At 67.8% G+C, this 20,213-nt stretch carries 15 protein-coding genes and 1 riboswitch; of the genes, 9 read left to right on the forward strand and 6 right to left on the reverse strand.

The window, feature by feature from the left end:
- Window positions 1-2: 2 nt before the first annotated feature.
- Window positions 3-1,502, reverse strand: coding sequence for a CoA-acylating methylmalonate-semialdehyde dehydrogenase (locus E1263_RS01240; protein ID WP_132164373.1), 1,500 nt, complete (start codon window positions 1,500-1,502; stop codon window positions 3-5).
- 114 nt (window positions 1,503-1,616) lie between these two features.
- Window positions 1,617-1,829, forward strand: a riboswitch (cobalamin riboswitch).
- Window positions 1,830-1,950: 121 nt separating this feature from the next.
- On the opposite strand from E1263_RS01240, the gene metE reads away from it, so the two are divergent.
- The 8 genes from metE (at window position 1,951) to E1263_RS01280 (ending at window position 12,450) form a co-directional block, all read left to right on the forward strand.
- The gene (metE, locus tag E1263_RS01245) at window positions 1,951-4,242 is read left to right on the forward strand and encodes a 5-methyltetrahydropteroyltriglutamate--homocysteine S-methyltransferase (RefSeq protein WP_238161019.1); all 2,292 of its coding nucleotides are present in this window, start codon (window positions 1,951-1,953) and stop codon (window positions 4,240-4,242) included.
- 243 nt (window positions 4,243-4,485) lie between these two features.
- Window positions 4,486-5,550, forward strand: a complete 1,065-nt coding sequence (locus E1263_RS01250) for a fatty acid desaturase family protein (protein ID WP_132164377.1) — start codon at window positions 4,486-4,488, stop codon at window positions 5,548-5,550.
- Between the two features lie 30 nt (window positions 5,551-5,580).
- Window positions 5,581-6,393, forward strand: a complete 813-nt coding sequence (locus tag E1263_RS01255; protein WP_202868666.1) for an alpha/beta fold hydrolase — start codon at window positions 5,581-5,583, stop codon at window positions 6,391-6,393.
- On the forward strand, window positions 6,390-7,568 hold the full coding sequence (locus E1263_RS01260) for a PP2C family protein-serine/threonine phosphatase (RefSeq protein WP_132164381.1): 1,179 nt from the start codon (window positions 6,390-6,392) through the stop codon (window positions 7,566-7,568). Before E1263_RS01255 ends, E1263_RS01260 begins: the two co-directional genes overlap by 4 nt.
- Window positions 7,569-7,584: 16 nt before the next feature.
- Window positions 7,585-8,310: a GAF and ANTAR domain-containing protein gene (locus tag E1263_RS01265; RefSeq protein WP_165956424.1), complete on the forward strand. Its 726-nt coding sequence runs from the start codon at window positions 7,585-7,587 to the stop codon at window positions 8,308-8,310.
- On the forward strand, window positions 8,307-8,624 hold the full coding sequence (locus tag E1263_RS01270; RefSeq protein WP_132164385.1) for an STAS domain-containing protein: 318 nt from the start codon (window positions 8,307-8,309) through the stop codon (window positions 8,622-8,624). The genes E1263_RS01265 and E1263_RS01270 overlap by 4 nt, the downstream gene beginning before the upstream one ends.
- Before the next feature lie 97 nt (window positions 8,625-8,721).
- On the forward strand, window positions 8,722-11,406 hold the full coding sequence (locus E1263_RS01275) for a TIM-barrel domain-containing protein (RefSeq protein WP_132164387.1): 2,685 nt from the start codon (window positions 8,722-8,724) through the stop codon (window positions 11,404-11,406).
- Between the two features lie 120 nt (window positions 11,407-11,526).
- Window positions 11,527-12,450 carry a hypothetical protein gene (locus tag E1263_RS01280; protein ID WP_132164389.1) on the forward strand — a complete coding sequence of 308 codons (924 nt, stop codon included), beginning with the start codon at window positions 11,527-11,529 and terminating at the stop codon, window positions 12,448-12,450.
- A gap of 62 nt (window positions 12,451-12,512) precedes the next feature.
- Here E1263_RS01280 and E1263_RS01285 read toward each other — a convergent pair whose 3' ends face one another.
- Genes E1263_RS01285 through E1263_RS01300 form a run of 4 tightly spaced genes read right to left on the reverse strand, consistent with a single transcriptional unit; the run spans window position 12,513 to window position 18,268 of the window.
- Complete coding sequence (locus E1263_RS01285; RefSeq protein WP_132164391.1) at window positions 12,513-15,323, reverse strand: helix-turn-helix transcriptional regulator; 2,811 nt, start codon at window positions 15,321-15,323, stop codon at window positions 12,513-12,515.
- Window positions 15,320-15,967: an MBL fold metallo-hydrolase gene (locus E1263_RS01290; protein ID WP_132164393.1), complete on the reverse strand. Its 648-nt coding sequence runs from the start codon at window positions 15,965-15,967 to the stop codon at window positions 15,320-15,322. Before E1263_RS01290 ends, E1263_RS01285 begins: the two co-directional genes overlap by 4 nt.
- 27 nt (window positions 15,968-15,994) lie before the next feature.
- On the reverse strand, window positions 15,995-16,825 hold the full coding sequence (locus E1263_RS01295; RefSeq protein WP_132164395.1) for a tetratricopeptide repeat protein: 831 nt from the start codon (window positions 16,823-16,825) through the stop codon (window positions 15,995-15,997).
- Window positions 16,826-16,846: 21 nt separating this feature from the next.
- The gene (locus tag E1263_RS01300; RefSeq protein ID WP_165956422.1) at window positions 16,847-18,268 is read right to left on the reverse strand and encodes an agmatine deiminase family protein; all 1,422 of its coding nucleotides are present in this window, start codon (window positions 18,266-18,268) and stop codon (window positions 16,847-16,849) included.
- 62 nt (window positions 18,269-18,330) lie between these two features.
- On the opposite strand from E1263_RS01300, the gene E1263_RS01305 reads away from it, so the two are divergent.
- Window positions 18,331-18,939 carry a TetR/AcrR family transcriptional regulator gene (locus tag E1263_RS01305; RefSeq protein WP_132164399.1) on the forward strand — a complete coding sequence of 203 codons (609 nt, stop codon included), beginning with the start codon at window positions 18,331-18,333 and terminating at the stop codon, window positions 18,937-18,939.
- Here E1263_RS01305 and E1263_RS01310 read toward each other — a convergent pair.
- Window positions 18,936-20,147 carry an ATP-binding protein gene (locus E1263_RS01310; protein WP_238161017.1) on the reverse strand — a complete coding sequence of 404 codons (1,212 nt, stop codon included), beginning with the start codon at window positions 20,145-20,147 and terminating at the stop codon, window positions 18,936-18,938. The genes E1263_RS01305 and E1263_RS01310 overlap by 4 nt on opposite strands.
- Window positions 20,148-20,213 lie beyond the last annotated feature (66 nt).

Consider the following 20,213-nt stretch of genomic DNA (forward strand, 5'->3'; position numbering starts at 1 on the left):
GGTCAGTCCATCGTCGGGATGACGAAGCTGGCACCCTCTTTGGCGCCGGAAGGCCAGCGCTGCGTGACGGTCTTGGTCTTGGTGTAGAAGCGGAACGAGTCGGGACCGTGCTGGTTCAGGTCGCCGAAACCGGACCGCTTCCAGCCACCGAAGGTGTGGTAGGCGATCGGCACCGGGATCGGTACGTTCACGCCGACCATGCCGACGTCGACGCGGGCGGTGAAGTCCCGAGCGGTGTCACCGTCGCGGGTGTAGATCGAGACTCCGTTGCCATAGGCATGCTCTGTCGGCAGCCGCAGCGCGTCCTCGTAGTTCTCGGCGCGGGCGATCACGAGCACCGGCCCGAAGATCTCCTCGTCGTAGATCCGCATACCCGGGCCGACGCGGTCGAACAGCGTCGGGCCGAGGAAGAAGCCGGACTCGTGACCGGCCAGGCTGAAGTCGCGGCCGTCGACCAGCAGCTCGGCGCCTTCCTCGATGCCGATCCCGATGTAGTCGATGACCCGCTGCCGCGCCTCGGCCGTGACGAGCGGACCGTAGTCGGACTTCTCGTCCAGGCTGTGCCCGACCGTCAGGTTCGCGATCCGCTCCCGCAGCTTGGCGACCAGCGCATCCGCGGTCTCCTGCCCAACCGGTACGGCGACCGAAATCGCCATGCAGCGTTCACCCGCGGAACCGTACCCAGCGCCGACGAGCGCATCCGCGACGTCGTCCAGGTCGGCGTCCGGCATGATGATCATGTGGTTCTTGGCGCCACCGAAGCACTGTGCGCGCTTGCCGTTGGCGGCCGCGCTTTCGTAGATGTACTGCGCGATCGGCGTGGAACCGACGAAGCCGACGGCCCGGACCCGCGGGTCCTCCAGAAGCGTGTCGACCGCTTCCTTGTCGCCGTTCACGACGTTGAACACACCAGCCGGCAGACCGGCCTCGAGGAACAGCTCGGCGATCCGCAGCGGGACCGAAGGGTCGCGCTCGGACGGCTTGAGGATGAACGAGTTACCGGCGGCCAGCGCAGGGCCGGCCTTCCAGAGCGGGATCATCGCCGGGAAGTTGAACGGCGTGATGCCGGCCACGACACCGAGCGGCTGACGCAGCGAGTAGACGTCGATACCGGTCCCGGCGCCGGTGCTGTACTCACCCTTGAGCAGGTGCGGACCACCGGCGGCGAACTCGATCACCTCGAGGCCACGCTGGATGTCGCCCTTGGCGTCGGCGACGGTCTTGCCGTGCTCACTCGACAGCAAGCGGGCCAGCGACTCCATGTCCTTGTTGACCAGGTCGAGGAAGCGCAGCAGCACGCGCGCGCGGCGCTGCGGGTTCCAGGCTGCCCACTCGCGCTGAGCCACCTCGGCATTGTCGATCGCCGCGACGACCTCGGCCTTGCTCGCCAGCGGCACCCGCGCCTGCACGGTGCCCTGGTTGGGGTCGAAGACGTCCGCGAAGCGGCCCGATGTCCCTTCGACGTGCTGACCTGCGACGAAGTGACTCAGCTCGTTGACCAACGTCTCGCTCCCAAGCGCTCGCAACAAAATAGTAGGACGTCCGACAAATTAGCTGGACGTCCAACTACTTTCCTAGGGCGTGGATCACAACCCCGTGATCCGCCGTAAGTGCGTAGGCTGGCGGGCGTAGCTGGTTCGTCCTGGCAGCCGGTCAGGACGTCGCAAGAGGGAACCCGGTGTGAATCCGGGACTGCCCCGCAGCGGTAAGTGGGAACGACCACCGTCATACGCACTGGGTCGAGAGACCTGGGAAGCGACGGTCAGTAGGTGTCCGGTTCGCCGGACGTGCCCGCGAGTCCGAAGACCTGCCAGTTGCCCGCTGTGCGCCCGACGTACGGCGGTGATCACGAAGCCTCGTGGGAGGGCTTGCCGTGTAGGTCGCGTCAGCATGCCCTCGAGCCTCGTGGTCCTTCAAGACTGGCTCGCTAAGGAGAGACGCTTGACCACCGTGTACGGCTACCCCAGGCAAGGCCCGAACAGGGAACTGAAGAAGGCCATCGAGGGCTATTGGAAGGGCACGGTCACCGCCGACGCCCTCCGGCAGACCGCCGCCGAGCTGCGGCGCGCCAATTGGCAACAGCTGAACAAGGCCGGCATCGACGAGGTCCCCACCGGTGACTTCTCGTACTACGACCACGTGCTCGACACCTCTGTCATGCTCGGTGCCATTCCGGAGCGACACCGCCCGGAGCGGCACCGCACCGCGGTCGCCGCCGACGCACTGGACGGCTACTTCGCGATGGCTCGCGGCACGCAGGAGGTCGCTCCGCTGGAGATGACCAAGTGGTTCGACACCAACTACCACTACCTGGTCCCCGAGCTCGGCCCAGACACCACCTTCACCGCCGACTCCACCAAGCAGGTCGCCGAGCTGCGCGAGGCCCTCACGCTCGGCCTCAAGGCCCGCCCGGTCATCGTCGGACCGATCACCTACCTGCTGCTCGCCAAGCCGGCGCCGGGCGTGGCCGAGGACTTCAAGCCGCTGTCACTGCTCGACAAGCTCCTACCCGTGTACGCCGAGATCCTGGCTGACCTGCGAGCCGCCGGAGCCGAATGGGTGCAGCTGGACGAGCCAGCCCTGGTCCAGGACCGGACCGCTGCCGAGCTGACCGCCACCACGACCGCGTACGCCGAACTAGGCGGGCTGGCGGATCGACCGAAGCTCCTGGTCGCGTCGTACTTTGACCGGCTCGGCGATGCCCTTCCGGTGCTGGCCAAGTCCCCGGTCGAGGGGCTGGGCATCGACTTCACCGGTCCGGCCGCGGCAAACCTCGCCGACCTGGCCGCCGTACCGGAGATTCGGCAGAAGCGGCTCGTCGCGGGTGTCGTGAACGGCCGCAACATCTGGCTGAACGACCTGTCCAAGTCGCTGTCCACGCTGGTCGTGCTGCTCGGGCTGGCCGACCAGGTCGATGTCAGCTCGTCGTGCTCACTCCTGCACGTGCCGCTTGACGTCGCCGCCGACACCGATCTCGACCCTGAGGTCGCCGGCTGGCTCGCCTTCGCGCGGCAGAAGACCGCTGAGATCGTCACGCTGTCCCGAGGAATCACCGAAGGCACCGAGGCGATCGCGGCCGAGCTCGAGGCCAACCGCGCCGCCCTCGCGTCGCGCGCAAACTCCGCGCTCACCAACAACCCGGCCGTGCGCGCCCGAGTCGCCGCCGTGACGGCCGACGACAGTCGCCGGTCGGCGCCGTACGAGGAGCGGGCCGCAGCCCAGCAAAAGCGGCTGGAGCTGCCGCTGCTGCCGACGACCACGGTCGGTTCGTTCCCACAGACCACCGAACTGCGGACTGCCCGGGCGGATCTGCGCACGGGCCGGATCGACGAGACTCAGTACGACGAGCGCATCGCTGCCGAGATTCGCGAAGTGCTCACCTTCCAGGAGAAGGCCGGGCTCGACGTACTGGTTCACGGTGAGCCGGAGCGCAACGACATGGTGCAGTACTTCGCCGAGCAGCTCGACGGGTACGTCGCCACGCAGCACGGTTGGGTTCAGTCGTACGGCACCCGCTACGTCCGGCCGCCGGTGCTCGTCGGCGATATCTCGCGCCCGGAGCCGATGACGGTTCGATGGTGGAAGTACGCCCAGGAACAGACCGATCGGCCGGTCAAGGGCATGCTCACCGGCCCGGTCACGATGCTGGCCTGGTCGTTCGTGCGCGACGACCAGCCGCGCAGCGAGACCGCGCGCCAGGTCGCGCTGGCGTTACGCGACGAAGTAGTTGATCTTGAAACCGCAGGCGCTGCGGTGATCCAGGTCGACGAGCCGGCGCTCCGCGAGACGCTGCCGCTGCGGCAGGCCGACCGCGCCGCCTACCTGACCTGGGGCACCGAGGTGTTCCGGCTCACTACCAGCGGTGTGCGTGCGGACACCCAGATCCACACGCACATGTGTTATGTCGAGTTCGGCGACATCCTCAACGCACTCGACGAGATGGACGCCGACGTGGCGAGCCTCGAAGCGGCGCGCTCGCACATGCAGGTCGCGCACGAACTCGGTGCGGCCGGTTACCCGCGCGGCGTCGGTCCGGGCGTCTACGACATCCACTCACCGCGCGTGCCCGATACGCCGGAAGTCGTGTCCCTGTTGCGTAAGGGACTTGACGCAATTCCGGCTGCGCGGCTCTGGGTGAACCCGGACTGCGGACTGAAGACCCGCGGCTGGCCCGAGGTTCGCGACTCGCTGCAGAACCTGGTCGAAGCAGCCCGCGAGATCCGCGCCACACAAGGAAACTAGTTAAATACCTTCGCCCACCCCACCACCCCGGTCGGGTACTGACCGGAGCCCGTCGGGGCTCCGGTCAGCTCGTCCTTTCGGACGGCGTAGGGGCTTCCCACGTGCCGTAAGGTTGGCCCTGAACGTCCAGAGTTCACCGTTCTCGTTGTCGTGACCGGCCGCAAATCCATGGCGGCGGATGTGTCTACGCGGACTGAGCTGATTTTCTGCCCATCGGCCCGCGTCACCACGATTTGAGGACCCATGCCTTCCGCCGGCACGACGTTGACTCCCGCCCAAAATCAGCACAGCCAAAAGCAGAGCAGAGGCAGCGATTTCGCCCCCCTGCTGCGCGAGATCAAAGAAGCCGGCCTGCTCGAACGCCGTACCGGTGAGTACTTCTTCGCGATCGCGATCAACCTGCTCTGCCTGGGCGCGGTCGTCGCCGGGCTGATCCTGCTGGGCAACTCGTGGCTCGTGCTGCTGCTCACGATTCCGGCCGGGATCTTCAGCACCCGGGCCGCGTTCTTCGGCCACGACGCCGGGCACCAGCAGATCGGCAGCTCCCGCCGGCTGCACGACGCGATCGGCCGGCTGCACGCGAACTTCCTGCTCGGTATGAGCTACGGCTGGTGGAACGACAAGCACAACAAGCACCACGCCAACCCGAACCACACCGACAAGGACCCGGACGTCGCGGCCGGAGTTCTGGTCTGGACCCTTGAGCAGGCCGAGGGCCGCAAGGGCCTGCACGGCTGGCTCAGCCGCAACCAGGCCCGGATCTTCTTCCCGCTGCTCAGCCTCGAAGGCTTCAGCCTCAAGGTCTCCGGTATCACCTACCTGCTCACGCACCGGCCGCGCCGCGAGTCGGTCGTCGAGCTCAGCCTGATCGTCACGCACCTGGCCGTGTACATGGGCGGCCTGCTGCTGATCATGTCGCCGCAGAAGGCGCTGGTCTTCGCCGTCCTGCACCACATGCTGTTCGGGATCCACCTCGGCAGCGTCTTCGCGCCGAACCACAAGGGCATGGAGATGCCCGACTGCGACTCCAAGTGGGGCCACCTCGAGAAGCAGGTCCGGACGTCGCGCAACGTCAACGGCAACCTGGTCACCGACTGGATGATGGGTGGCCTGAACTACCAGATCGAGCACCACCTCTTCCCGAACATGCCGCGCGCCAACCTGCGCCGCGCCCAAGGCGCTGTTCGCGCGTACTGCGAGCGCGTCGGCGTTCCGTACCTGTCGACGAGCATCATCGAGTCCTACGCGCAGGGCCTGCGCCACATGCACGAGGTCGGCCGGCAGTTGCGCTCCCCCGCTACATCCTGATGACCTGACAGGCTGTGTTCTTCTGTAAAGATGGCCCCCGTGGACATCCTGCAACGGAACAACGTCGTCGTCACGGGCAACCCGGACGGCCGCACCATCGTTCTGGCGCACGGCTTCGGCTGTGACCAGAACATGTGGCGACTGACTGTTCCAGCTCTCGTCCCCGAGCACCGCGTAGTCCTGTTCGACTACGTGGGTTCGGGACGGTCGGACCTGTCCGCCTTCGACGAAGCGCGCTACTCCAGCCTCGACGGGTACGCCGATGACGTGGCCGAGATCTGTACGGCGCTGGACCTGACCGACGCGGTGTTCGCCGGACATTCGGTGAGCTCGATGATCGGCGTACTCGCCGCACAGAAGGCTCCCGAACGCATCAGCGCGCTGGTGATGGTCGGGCCGTCCCCCCGCTACATCGACGACGGTGACTACTTCGGCGGTTTCAGCGCCGACGACATCGACGAACTGTTGGCGTCACTGGAGGCCAACTACCTCGGCTGGTCCACCGCGATGGCTCCGGTGATCATGGGTACGCCGGATCAGCCGGAGCTCGGCGATGAGCTCACCCAGAGCTTCTGCGCCACTGACCCCGCAATGGCTCGGGTGTTCGCGCGGACGACCTTCCTGTCCGATTCTCGCAAGGACCTGCTGACTGTGCAGGTCCCGACGCTGATCCTGGAATCAGCGCAGGACGTCATCGCGCCCCGGCAGGTCGGCGCCTACGTGCATGCTGCGGTGGCGGGATCGACGCTCGTCACCCTCGATGCCACCGGCCACTGCCCGCACCTGTCCGCTCCTGAGGCCACCAATCAGGCGATCACAGCGTTCCTCGCGACGCTGTCGTGACGCTGGACCCGTTCGAAGCGGCGTACGACGGTGCTCCCAGCGGCCAGCTGACCACCGAGCTGGACGGGCGGATCGTACTGGCCAACAGCACGTTGCTCAGCTGGCTCGGCCGGCCTCGGGATGCGGTGGTCGGGAAGTTGCGGTTCGCCGATCTGCTGTCGATAGGCGGCAAGCTCTACCACGAGACCCACTTCGCTCCGCTGCTTCAGCTGCAGGGTGAGGTCAGCGGTGTCGCCCTCGAGCTCAGGCGCAGCGACGGCACCCGGATGCCGGTCCTGGTGTCGTCGGCGGTCCAGTACGACGACAGCGGCGTACCGGCGCTGATCCGGACCACGGTCTTCGACGCCCAACTGCGCAGGGCCTACGAAGAGGAGTTGCTTCGCGAACGCCGAGCCGCCGAGGCTGCGCGGTCGCGATTGCAGGCTGCGCTCGCGGTTCTCCAGCAGTCGCTGCTCCCGGCGACCTTGCCGACGGTGCCTGGGATCGCGGTCGCGGCCGCCTACCACACCGCGTCGATCGACGACCTCGGCGGCGACTTCTACGACGTCTTCGCGATCGACGACGAGCGCTGGGGATTCTTCCTCGGCGACGTCTCCGGCAAAGGCCCCGCAGCGGCCGCCGTCACCTCGCTCGCCCGCTATTCCCTGCGCGCCGCGGCGCTCCACGATCCCGCCGCTGCCTTGAGCACGCTGAACGCGCTGCTGCACGAGCGGTACATCGACGGTGACCCGCGCTACTGCACCGCGGTCTTCGGGACCCTGCGGCCCGACCCAGCGACCGGACAGGTCGCCGTACGGTTCGCGTCGGGCGGCCACCCGCCGCCGCTGCTGATCCGCGCCGATGGAAGCTCGGAGTTCCTGCAGAGCACCGACGGCACGCTGATCGGGATCCTGCCGGACTCGCAGTTCCCGCTGACCGACGTGACGCTGACGCCCGGCGACCTGCTGCTGCTCTACACCGACGGGCTCACCGAGGCGCGGGTCGGCGGCCGCCGCGAACTCTACGGCCCGGAGGCGGTCCAGGAGTTGGCTGCCCAGTACGCCGGACTGTCACCGGCTGAGCTCATCCGGGCACTCTCCGAGGTGCTGACGAGCTTGGGGCCGCGGCCGACCGACGACACCGCACTGCTCGCTTTCGGGCCACCTGGTCCGAGCGGGCGGCAGCGCGGTGCATGATATGCGCATGGACCAGATGGCTCGCTTCTCAGAGCCCCTTTCAGCATCGTCGGACGACGACCAGACGTTCGACGCGGATGCGTTCGCTCGGCTCGCGGTCGAGTTGCACGATGCCGACGGGATGGAGGAGACCGTCGAGGCCGTCGTGCAGTTCGCACTGCAGGCCGAGGCGTGTTCGTATGCCGGGGTCGCGCTGACCTTGCGCGGCACCCGGGAGATCGCGGCGGTCACGGATCCACTGGTCGCCGAGATCTACCAGTTCCAGTTCGACCTCGGCGAGGGCCCGATGCTGACCGCGCTCACCGAGGGGGTCGCCGTCCACGTCCCGGACGCGGCGAACGAGACCCGCTGGCCGACCTGGACCGCCGAGATGGCGCAGTATCCGATCGGGTCGGTCCTGCATGCGCCGATGTGGGCGAACGCGCAGCTGATCGGCGTGCTGTCGCTGTACAACACCGAGCCGAACGCGTTCAGCGCCGATGACGAGGCGATCGCGCACATCCTGGCCCGGCACGCCTCGGTCGCGGTCGCGTCGACCCGCGACGACGAGACGATGACAGCCGCGGTGGATGCGCGCAAGCTGGTCGGTCAGGCGATGGGCATCCTGATGGAGCGGTTCGACCTCGACGACGTGGGTGCCTTCGAGATCCTCAAGCGCTACTCGCAGGAGTTCAACGTCAAACTGCGCGACGTCGCGCAGGAGTTGATCGACACCCGCAAGCTGCGAGGGGACGCCCGATGACCGACGAACTCGCCGTCGAGGTCGAGGACCGCGGGACGGACGTCGCGATCAGCCTGACCGGAGAGCTCGATTTCGGCACCACCCCGGACTTTCTGGACACGGTCCAGCCGCTGGCCGAGTCGGGACGGGCGCTGGTTCTGGATCTGGACCAGTTGAGGTTCTGCGACTCGAGCGGGCTCGGCGCCCTGGTCCGGTTGCATCAGCTGGCCGCGACCGCCGGTGGGAGCCTGGTGCTGTCCCGGCTGCAGCCGAATCTCGCCTCGACGCTCCAGATGACCATGCTGCACAAGCTCCTCACCATCAGGGCCGATTGACTTCCATCGATGGCTGTTTGACTTCCATCGATGTAAAGGGCCTAATACAGAGAGGCTGAACTCAAGGTCACCCGCCCATGACTTGTGAGGTCTCTCGATGCTGTTGCGCACTTTTGCTCTCGCCACTGCGCTCTCACTCATCACCGGTACGGCGCTCGCCGCTCCACCGCCAGCTCCGATCAGATCCGTGGTCACCGACGGAAATGCCCGGTTCCAGGTCCTGTCCCCCACCCTGATCCGGGTCGAGTACGCCGAGGACCGAAAGTTCGAGGACGCGACCACGTTCACAGCGATCAACCGCGCGTTCACGCAGACGCCGTACACGACGAAGGTCACCGCCGACGGTTTCCGCGAGATCCGGACCAGCGGGCTGACGCTGCGCTACAAACGCGACAGCGGTCCCTTCACGCGGACCAACCTGTCGATGGTTGTCGCAGGCAACAATGCGGCCCCGGCCTTCCCTTCGTACTGCGCCATCGGCTCGGCCTGTGAGGCCGAGAACGGTCTGCTGCTCGGAAGAGCCTCGACGGCTTACGACCACACGAGCCACAACGGCTCCGGGTTTGTCGCCGGCATCGAGAAGGCCGGCGCCGGAATCACCGTGAACGTCTCCGGCGTACCGGCCGCAGGCAGCTATCGGCTGGCCGTCCGCTATGCCAACGCGACCGGCGGCGACGGCCAGAACACCACTCGCACGTTGTCCACTCAGCTGAACGATGCTGCCGGGCCGGGCCTTTCGCTTCCGCCGACCGGTTCATGGGACAGCTGGTCGACCATCAACACCACAGTCGATCTGAAGGCCGGCACGAACAGCGTCACCGTTCGGCAGAGCCCGACCGACAGCGGGAAGGTGAATGTCGACAGTATCGCCGTCACTCCAGTCGACACCTCGACCTATCCACCCGCCGACAAAGGCCTGCTCAGCACGGCCTACGGCGCCGGGCCGACCAGCACGCTCGGCGGTTGGAGCCGAGCACTCGACAACCCGCGGCAGGTCCCGTCGTACCAGCACCCAGGCATCCTGAACCGCGACGGTTGGTACCTCCTCGACGACACCCGTACGGCGCTACTAAACGCCGATCACGTGGTCAGCAGCCGGCCGAGCCACGGCACGAATCCCTACCAGGACGGCTATCTATTCGGCTACGGCCGCGACTACAAGCAAGCGCTCGGCGACCTGAACACGTTGACCGGCGGCACCAACCTGCTGCCGCAATCGGCGTACGGGGTCTGGTACTCGCGCTATCACGCCTACTCCACCGACGATTACCAGAAGACGTTGCTGCCGAAGTTCCGCGCGGCCAAGGTGCCGATCGACTGGCTGGTCGTCGACACCGACTTCAAGGCGCCGAGCACCTGGAACGGCTGGAACTGGAACGCGTCGCTGTTCCCCAACCCGAAGACGTTCATGGACTGGACCCGCGACGAGGGACTGTCGGTGGCGCTGAATGTGCACCCGACGATCGCCGAGGACGATCCGCAGTTCGCCCGGACCAACGCGGCCGCGGGCGGTCTCGAGCTCGACGGCGGCAAGAACTACCTGTTCGACTGGTCGAAGCCGGCCCAACTGGCGGCGTACCAGGCATTGCACAAACCCTTTGAGGATCAGGGAGTTCGGGCCTGGTGGCTGGACTACTGCCAGTACTGCGGTGGATCCACCGCCTCGAACCCACAAGTTGCCCCCGACAACCTCATCAACCAGGCGTACGCCGACAGTGCTACCAAGCGTGGTCTGCGCGGCTTCTCGTTCGCGCGGGTCGGTGGGGCCGAGTACGGCGGGATCGAAAGCTCGTACCCGATGGGGCCGTGGTCGGAGCGGCGGAACACGCTGCAGTTCACCGGTGATACGCCGGGGAGCTGGGATTTCCTGAAGTATGCAGTGAAGTTCACCGCGGACGAGGCCGCGGCCGGGTTGTCGAACGTCAGCCATGACATCGGCAGCTTCCACGGTGATCATCTACCGGACGACCAGTACGCGCGGTGGGTTCAGTTCGGGACCTTCCAGCCGATCGATCGGCTGCACTCCGATCACGCCGACCGGCTGCCATGGGAGTACGGCGCCGAGGCGGGTGCGAGTGCTACGAAGTTCCTGCAGTTGCGGGAGGCGCTGGTGCCGTACACGTACTCGCTCGCGCGGAACGCGAATCAAACCGGCGTACCGATCGTGCGGCCGATGTATCTGGAGTACCCGGGGCACGATCTGCCGGGCCAGTACATGTACGGCGACAACCTGATCGTCGCGCCGATCACCACCCCGAATGTCAACGGGGCCGGGTCCGCGTCGGTGTGGGTGCCGCCGGGTGTTTGGACCGACTACTTCACCGGCGCCGGCTACATCGGCCCGGCGAACGTCACGATCAGCGCGCCGCTCGACCGCATGCCGGTGCTCGTGAAGGCCGGCGGGATCGTTCCGACCCGGACCGACTACGTCGACAACCAGAAGCAGAGCGTCCTCACCCAGCTCACCGCCAACGTTGCCGCCGGCGCCAACGGCAGCTTCAGCCTCTACCAGGACGCAGGCGAGGGCCACGGCAGCTCGGCCACCACCCAGCTCACCTGGGACGACCGGGCGCACGCACTCACCATCGGTGCGGCGGCTGGGCAGTACCCGGGTGCAGCCGAGTCGCGGGCGTACACGCTGCGGCTGTCGAACAGCACCCGGCCAACTTCGGTGACCGTCGATGGGCGCCGTACGGGGTGGTCGTATGACGAGAACACGCGGACTGTCACGGTCACCACTGGACAGTTGAGTACTCGCTCCCCCCACAGAATCAGCCTCTGACCCCCAGACCCCCCAGGCGCAGAGATGAGGGATCTCCCCTCATGCCTGGGGGGTGCCTCAGGCGGGAGATTAGGTGGCAGAAGGTCAACCACCGAAAACCACCAACCTGGGGGTAAGGAAATGAAGCGTCAAGGAATCGCCGTACTGGCCGGAGTCGCCGCAGTGCTCGCCGGAAGCGTTCTGCCGGCCGGAGTCGCCACTGCCGACGGGCTGCCGCTGGACGGTCCGTGCACCGAGCAGAAGGACGTCGCCGGACCGCAGTTCTCCGTCAAGTTGTGCGACGTGACCGACGCGGACCAGTTCCGCACCAACCTGGCCAAGGAAGGCAGCGTTCACTGCGGGCCGACCTCGCTCTTCAACGCGATGTACTACCTCGGCGAGCACAAGGGCCTGCCGATGCGCGTCGTCCCGAACGGCCAGCTGATGACCGAGTACGACCCGCACAACCCCGCTGACTACGACGAGACCACCGCGTGGCTCGGCTGGCTCGGCTCCAAGGCCGGCATGGGCCCGAACCCGAGCGGCTCCAGCGCCCAGGGCAACCGCGCCGCCTTCGACGCCGCCACCGTCGGCGCCAAGCAGAGCGGCTGGACCGTCAACCGCGGCGGCACCGGCTCGGACGGCCTGCCGGAATTCGGCCTGGAGATGGCCAAGCGGCTCCGGAACGCGCCCCTGCAGCTGTGGTACGGCCGCTACGTCCTGAACGCGGACAACACGCACACCCGCACCGGCGGCCACGCCGTCACCGTGGTCGCGGCGAAGGGAGACGTCGGCTCCGGCAAGGTCGAGCTGACGCTGCACGACCCGGCACGCTCCGACGACCACAAGACGCCCGGCTACAAGGACACCCAGTCGCAGATCCGCGACGAGCAGGTCACCCTCTACCGGGTCAACATCCGGACCAAGTCGGTCGACGCCGACACCGGCGTCGAGACCATCAAGCAGCACACCTACTGGCGCCTGTTCGGCGAGAACTACACCGGCACGACCCTGCAGTACGTCGAGGCCTTCAACTGGTTCGAGACTGCCCCGCCGGTCGGCTGACCCCGGATCGGCAGTACGCGAGCGGCCCTGGAGGGAGGGGCCGCTCGCTTACGGCTGTGCGCTTATGTCAGGGCCCGGCCGAGCTCGCGGCGGCCGGTAATGCCGAGTTTCACGTAGATGCGCCCCAGGTGGTTCTCGACCGTCTTGGGTGACACGAAGAGTTCCTGGGCGATATCGCGGTTGCTTCGGCCGGTAACTGCCAGGCCGGCGACGCGCCGTTCGCTCGCAGTCAGGGAGTCCTGCCCCGGCGCCACCAGCGAGCGCGGCCGATCCCCCAGCGCCTGCAGGACTTCCGCAACCCGGTTCCGCAGCATCACGGCACCACAGGCCGCTGCCAACTCACCGGCGCGATTCAGCGTCTCGCGAGCATCGGTACGGCGGCCGACCACCCGATAGGCCTCACCGAGATCAGCCAACGCCCGGGCCAACTCCAGCCGAGCCGGAGACCGCTCCAGTACGGCGACTGCCTCGGTCAGTGTCTCGACCCGGCGAGCGCCTTGCCCCACATCGACCTTCGCGGCCAACCGCAGTGCCGCGCCCAGGTCGGACGGTGCGCCCCAGCGCCGACTCAGCTCAAGCTGGTCGCTCGCCAACTCACGGGCCGCCGCCTCGTCGCCCAGCCGCAACTGGGCCAGCGCAGCCGGCGAGCGCCACGGTACGGCGGGCGGATCGAGATCCGCCGCGATCATGTCGTCGCGCAGCCGGTAGGAGTGCTCCAGCGCGGTCACCGGATCGTCCAGCTCCAACGCGATCCGGGCCCGGGTCGCCTCCAGCCACATCGCCGCGATCACTCGCGGCGCGTTGCGGGTGGAGTCGTCGTACTCGGCCAGCATCGCCCGCGCGCCGGCCAGGTCGCCGCGCTCCAGCGCCGCGTAGCCCGCGAACGTCACCGCAGTGGCCTGAATCGCCACCACCTGCGGTGTCAGGTCCTCCGACGCGATCGCCGCCAGTACGCCGTCCGCATCGGCCTCGACCGCCGGAAGGTCACCACACCGCCACGCCAGGAAGTCCGACACGTTGGCAACCATCGCGAACTCGATCGGCGAACCATGCCGCCGTACCCAGTCCTGGGCGCCCGCGATCTCGTCCCGGGCCGGTCCGACTCCGTCGGCCGCGATCAGCGACATCATCGCGAGCAGCCAGCCGACCAACGGGTCCGCTTGCCCGACCGAGTCCTTGAGCAGCGCGCCGCGACCCAGCGCGCGCTCCGCAGTACGCCGTACGTCGGCCGACGGAGTGACCTCGTACCGGCCGCACTGGGCGAGCAGCGCCAGCAGGATCCGCTCGTCCGGCGTGTCACCCGGAAGGTCCGCGAACCCGCGCAGATGCTGCGAGGCGCGCTTGCGCTCCGACGGCAGGTACGACCGCATGATCCCGAGCCGCGCGTCCAAGGCCAACCGCGCCGACTTGTCCTCGGTCCAGTTGTCGAGCGCATGCATCAGCTCGACGGCAGCCGCGGCCGGACCGTCGACCACCGAGGTCGCGGTGGCCGCTGCGCCGAGGAGCTCGGCGCGCTGGCGGCCAGTGGTCGCCTGCGCGGCGGACAGTAGGTAGCGACGGGCGGTTCGTGGATCGCCGTTGCGGAGCAGCAGTTTCCCCAGCAGGCTCTGGAGTTCCGCACTGTCCGGCTCGACCTCGACGGCCCGGTTCAGGTAGTCGATCGCCTTGCCTACATCACCCGCGGTCGCGCACAGCGTTGCCGCCTCGGTGAAGATCGCCACCGCATCGTCCAGAGTCCCGGCCGGCGCCTGCACCAAGTGCGCGGCAACTCGATCCGCCGCGGCCCGCGCGGCCCACAACGTCTCGGCAGCTCGCCCGTGCAGGGTGGCCTGATCGACCGGGCCCAGCGTCGACGTCACCGAGTCGCGGATCACCGGGTGCACAAAGTTCAGCTGAGCGGAATCGCCCAGGACATGAGCCGCAACCAGCTCCTCGACGGCCGCAGCGAGCGCAGACTCGGGCAGTTGCGCGACCGCGCCGGCCGCCCAGATATCCGTACGGGCGCCCAGCACAGCGACTGTCTTCGCCAGCGCCAGTGCATTCGGCGACAACCGCGACAGCAAGGTCCGGCTCACCGCGCTGGTCCCCAGCCCGCGGACAGTCTCGGCCGTCGCCGCATCCGTCGTCGACCGATCCAGCACCGTCAGCTCATCCAGCAACGACTCGGCCAGGAACGGATTCCCGCCACTGGCCGCCAGGACTGCGTCCACCACTTGACCGGCGGCCTCGCTCTGACACCGTTCAGCAATCAGTACGGCGATCCCGTCGCGGCTCAACGGTCGTGGCAGCAACCGCTCCACGTGGCGCGCGACAGTCAGCTCCGCGAGCGGTCCCAGTCGATCCGGCGGCGGTCGGGTCGCAACGATCAGCGCGATCGGCAGATCCGCGACGCGCTTGGACAGATACGACAAGAACCGCAGCGACGGCGGATCCGACCACTGCGCATCGTCGATCGTGATCAGCAACGGCCGCGGCGAAGCCAGGTCCACCGCTACCCACCACAGCGCATGCATGGTACGGGCGACCTCGACGTCCCCGGCATCCGGCGCAGCCTTGTCGAGCGCCTCGAGCGCACGACCCGTCGGCCCGGCGATGATCGCGGCCCGCGTGTCCCCGGCGTACCGGGCGATCGACCGCTCGATCAGCTGCCGGACCACGCCCCATGCCATCGCGCTCTCGACCTCGTCACCGGTCGACTGCATCCGGACGAAACCACGGTCCTTGGCCATCGCGCGGGCCTCGGCGACCAGGCGCGACTTGCCGATCCCGGCCTCGCCCTCGATCACCACGACCTTGCCTTCACCGCGAGCAGCGGCGTCCAGGGCAGCAGCCAGCCGGCCGAGCTCATCCGGCCGCTCGAGCACCCCGCTCACTCAGCGTCCGGCAATGCATCGGCGACCCGAGCAAGCAGGTCAGGGTCGCGCAGCGGCTTCCCATGACCGAACAGCACCAGCTCAGGCCGCAGCGCAGCAAGGCGGCGCATCGCCTGATGGTTGCGTTTGACATCGAAAGTCAGGAAGTTCCACGGCGCCGACACCTTGGGCAGCCGGAAGAACACATCGCCACACAGCAGCGTCCGGTCCGACTCGCGCCACAACGCGATGTGCCCCGGCGAATGCCCCGGTACGTCGAGGACGGTGAAACTGCCGACCTGATCACCCTCGACGAGTCGCCTCGTGACCGGATGCGGCGGCGGCATCTTCCCGCGCGCCATCATGCTCGGCAACCAGCCCGCGGCCGGCACCGGCGAGGCGGTCTCGATCGCCTCGGCATCGTCGGCACCAGCCCACAAGGGGATGCCAAGCTCCTCGCAGACCGCGTGACTGGATCCGAAATGATCGGGGTGCGCGTGCGTCACCACATGCGCTGTCACGTCCCGCCCGGCCAGTTGCTTCAGGATCCGCCCGGCCGCGGCTGGGGTCCCGGCATCGACCAGTACGTCGTCCACAAGGTACGCGTTCATGAAATGCGGCGGCCGGCCCAACAACTGACCGACCCCCACCGCTAGCTGCCGCACGGACGGATACTAGTGGATTGTCGTGGCTCAGGAAGCCAGGTAGCGCGTCCAGTACTCGATCCGGGACTCCTGCGGCCGCAGCTCGAACCGCTCACCCGACGCAAGAGACACCGCGAGTACCGACTCCGGATCGCCCGGCTCGACCGTGCAGGAGACCACCTGACCGAGGTCGACCGGCACCACCTGGAGCTGCGCGCCCAGCTTGTTGCTGAGCATGTCCGGGACGAACAACGACCGCTCGGTGGTCAGGATCAGGAAGCCGGCGTCGTACTCGCGCTCGTGCTGGATCCCCCACACCAGATCGGTCACCAACTCGGTGTCGCTGAGCAGTTCCACCACATCCAGATGCTGGGCAGCCAGCTCGGCGCTGGACGCCGCGTCGGACCTCGTTGCGGCGGTCAACAACTCAGCCAGGTTTCGGCCGTGGTTGCGTACCGCCGCCGCTCGCTCCGGCCGCTCAAGCTGCTCGTGCAGGTCGGCGATCCGATCCATCAGCTCCAGGGGCTTCCCCTCGACCCGATCCGCCCAGCCGCGATCCCGAGAAACCTCCAACTGCGCCCGGTACGCCTCAAGCGCCGCCGGTTTGTCGCCCAGCTCCGCGTTGATCTCCCCCAGCTCGCCGAACTGGTCGAACAGGTTGCTGTCCGGCGGCTGGTGCTGGATCGAGTACTCGTACGCCTCCCTTGCCCCCGCCAGGTCGCCCAGCGCCCGGAGGTGCCCGCCCAGCCGCGTCGCAGCGTCAGCGGCCACCTCCGGTGAACGCTCCATCAGCGACCGGCAGACCGCCGCTGCCCGCTGGTGGCTGAGCCGAGGTGTGAGGGACAAGATGCGGCTGGCAACAGGTGCCGGGAGTTGCATTCGCCGAGAGTAGCCCGTCGATCAGCTTTTCCGCGGTTGCTGCTGCGTAGCGCAGTGGATCGTCCCGCCGCCGGTACACAGCCCGTCGGTCGAGATCTGTACGACGATCTTGTCCGGGAACGCATCGGCGACGGTGTCGAAGGCTTCGGCGTCGGTGGCGTTGTCGCCGTACTGGCCGAGCACGATGCAGTCGTTGGCCTCGTAGTACCCGATGTAGCCGGGCGCAGCGGTCTGACCGAACTCGTCGCTGCTGCGCTCGGTGAACGGGCGGGCCTGGTTGCGCGCCTTGTAGGTCTTGTAGACGGCCGCCGGGTCCGGCTCGGGCAAGGTGGCCGTGGTCAACTTCTTCGCGCCACCCAGCAACCTCGTGCGCTGGTCGGCCGGCAGCGCGTTGATCTCGTCGACCGCCTTCAGCAGCGCCTTGCGATCCCGCTTGTCCTCGGCCTCGCCGTACTCGGCCGAGGCATAGAGCAGGTTCCCGGGCTCGGTGAAGCGGGCCAGGAAGTCGACGTGCCAGTCGGTGACCTCGAGGCCTGGGCGGCCCGGCATCCACAGCATCCGCTCGATGCCGAACAGGCGCTTGAGCTCGACCTCGATCTCTTCCTTCTGCTTGCCCGGGTTCCGGTTCGGGTTGAGGATGCAGCTCTCCGTGGCCACGCCGAGCCCGTGGCCGTTGACCTCGATCCCGCCGCCTTCCATCGTCAGCCAGGTCTTGAGGACCGGTACGCCGGAGTCCGCGGCGATCGCGGCTGCGACCGTGCGGTCCTGGTCGATGGGCTGGTCGACGACACCGTTCGCCGCCTTCCGCGGGTCCTTCCGCCAGCCCTCGAGCCCAGTTGTGATCGGCGCCTGGCCCCAGCCGTTGAAGTTCAGATTCACGGCACTCAGCGCGCCGCTCGCGTCCCGCACGAACACCGGTCCGGTGTCGCGGACCCACAGGTCGTTGAGCGGCATCTGCACCAGGTCGAGCGGATGAGTCCTGATCTTGGGCAGTTCGCTCTTGGCAACGTCGCCGAGGTAGATCCGGCCGGAGCCGTCGAGCTCCGAGCCCACCTGGTCCTTGGGCGACGACGCCTCGATGATCTCGGCCAGGAACCGCTTCGCCTCAGCCTCGTCCTCGGCCGTGTTCACCAGCAGCGCGACCGGCTCGAACCGCGAGATGGTCGCGGCCAACCGCACCAGGTCCTGCCGCGCGACGATCCGCGCATTGGTCAGATCGCGCCCATAGGCCGTCTCCGGCTCCTCACCCCAGACCCCCGGCGTGGCGCCGTACGCCATCCAGGTCACCTCGTGCGGCGCACCCTCCGGTGGCAACAAGAACCCGTTCCGCACCACCGGTGTCGGCGTCGGCGTAGACGCCGTACCGGACGACCCGCAGCCGGTCAGCCCGGCAGCGGCCACCGCCCCGAAGCCCGCGTTCCTGAGAAACCTCCGACGACCCATCATGAAACTCTGCTCTCCATTCCTTGTTCTGTGTCCATGGTTTCGGCGGATAGGCTCCGAGCGTGACAGATCCGGCCGCGCCCAAGCGTCAGGCTCGTGGAGCCGAGCGGGAACAGCAGATCGTCACCGCGGCCGCCGAGCTGATCGCCGAACGCGGTCTCGCCAACCTGCGCGTCACCGACGTGGCCGACCGGGCCGGACTCGGCGCGGGCCACGTCTCGTACTACTTCCGCTCCAAGTCGATGCTGCTGATGCGCGCGATCCAGCAGTCCGAAGACGCCTTCATCGACCGCACCGAAGCGACCCTGGCCCGCATTCGCGATCCCTGGAAGCGGCTGGCCAAGTTCATCGAACTGTCCGCCGCCAACGGTCCGCGCGACCCGGGCTGGCTGCTCTGGTTCGAGGTCTGGAGCAACGCGGCCCAGGACGAGGAAGTCGCCGCCCTGCATCAGCATCTCGACGCTCGCTCCCGCGAACTCCTCGCCACCATCATCCGAGCCGGCTGCTCGCAAGGTGTCTTCCATACGGACGACCCCGATCAGGCGGCGACCATCCTCGCCGCGACCATCGACGGCCTGTCCATCCAGCTCACCCTCGGCAAGTCCGACCGCACCGCCCAGCAGGTCAATCACCTCTGCCTCACTACCGCTCATGCCCTGCTCGATCACTAGACCCGCCCGTACGACGTGATCGAGCGGCCGAACTCGTCCAGCAGCTCATGGGTGACGCTCGGGCGGAGCTTGCTGAGGGCAACTAGATAGTCGGTGGTGAGCGGGCCTTCCGCCCCGGTGGGGCCGGCCAGTTCGCGTTCGAACGACGACTGGGCGGCGGCTCGGGCGACGTACTCGATCTCGGCGGGTGTCAGACGGTCGCTCTCGTCGACCAGCTGCTCGACGTCGACACCGTCGGCGGCATAGCGGGTCCAGATCGCACGGCGGGCGGCGTGGTCCGGCGTACCGATCGGGAGGACGTAGTCGAAGCGACCTGGCCGGAGAAACGCCGGGTCGAGGTCGCCGACCGTGTTCGTGGCGCAGACGAGCAGCCGGGTGTCGTGCTGGCGGAAGGCGGGGATGAGTTTGAGCAGCTCGTTGGTGACACCGTGCCGGGCCGCCGCGCCGTCGCGGGCAGCCGCGATCTCTTCGACCTCGTCGATGAAGATGAGCACGCGCTCCAGATGGGTGACCTCGGCGAACGCATCGCGCAACGCCGCCGACAACCCGCCCGGATCGCCGGCCAGGCGCGACGGCAGCAGCTCCACGAACGGCCAGCCCAAGCGCGAAGCGATCGCTCGGGCGAACGTCGTCTTACCGGTCCCCGGCGGCCCGAACAGGATGATCGCCCGCGGCGGCTCGACGCCATGCTGCTGGGCGAGCTCGGGCTCGGCCAGCGGGAGCAGGACTCGCTTCTCGATCAGGTCCTTCTCCTGCTCCATCCCGGCGAGCTGTTGCCACAGGTCGCGCGGCAACAGCTGCCCACCCAGCCGATCCAGTACGACGGCCTGATCCGCGTCCACCGAGATCGTCTTGTCGTAGTACGCGACGGCCGGCCGTCTGCTGTAGCCGGCGTTCTCCAGACCGCGCGCGAGCAACTCCTCCTCCCGCAGCACATACGCGATGCTGCGGACGTGGCGCTCGACCAACTGCGTCTCCAACGCCAGCAGGAGCGCGCTCGCCAGGCCCTGACCGCGTAGCTCGTCCGGGATCGCGATCCGCGTCACCCACGCCCGGTCCCCCGACACCATCGACAGCGCAGCACCAACCACGCGGCCGTGCTGGACAGCAACCACCGAAGGCTGCCGACTACGCAGTACGCCGATGCAGTCGGCGAGCGAGAAGACGGAGTGCTGGCTGTCCGAGGTGGTGTCGCACAGCCGCACCACCGACTCGAGATCATCATCGTGGTACTCGCGGATCAGCCAGCGCTTAATGGCCTTATCGCCTTTCTC

The sequence above is a fragment of the Kribbella antibiotica genome (genome assembly GCF_004349055.1).
In the GTDB taxonomy this organism is placed as follows: domain Bacteria; phylum Actinomycetota; class Actinomycetes; order Propionibacteriales; family Kribbellaceae; genus Kribbella; species Kribbella antibiotica.

Coding starts and splice junctions, on each gene's coding strand:
- E1263_RS01250 (WP_132164377.1), top strand. CDS start 4,486: ATGCCTTCCGCCGGCACGACGTTGACTCCCGCCCAAAATCAGCACAGC.
- E1263_RS01255 (WP_202868666.1), top strand. CDS start 5,581: ATGGCCCCCGTGGACATCCTGCAACGGAACAACGTCGTCGTCACGGGC.
- E1263_RS01265 (WP_165956424.1), top strand. CDS start 7,585: ATGGCTCGCTTCTCAGAGCCCCTTTCAGCATCGTCGGACGACGACCAG.
- E1263_RS01270 (WP_132164385.1), top strand. CDS start 8,307: ATGACCGACGAACTCGCCGTCGAGGTCGAGGACCGCGGGACGGACGTC.
- E1263_RS01275 (WP_132164387.1), top strand. CDS start 8,722: ATGCTGTTGCGCACTTTTGCTCTCGCCACTGCGCTCTCACTCATCACC.
- E1263_RS01280 (WP_132164389.1), top strand. CDS start 11,527: ATGAAGCGTCAAGGAATCGCCGTACTGGCCGGAGTCGCCGCAGTGCTC.
- E1263_RS01295 (WP_132164395.1), bottom strand. CDS start 16,825: ATGCAACTCCCGGCACCTGTTGCCAGCCGCATCTTGTCCCTCACACCT.
- E1263_RS01300 (WP_165956422.1), bottom strand. CDS start 18,268: ATGGGTCGTCGGAGGTTTCTCAGGAACGCGGGCTTCGGGGCGGTGGCC.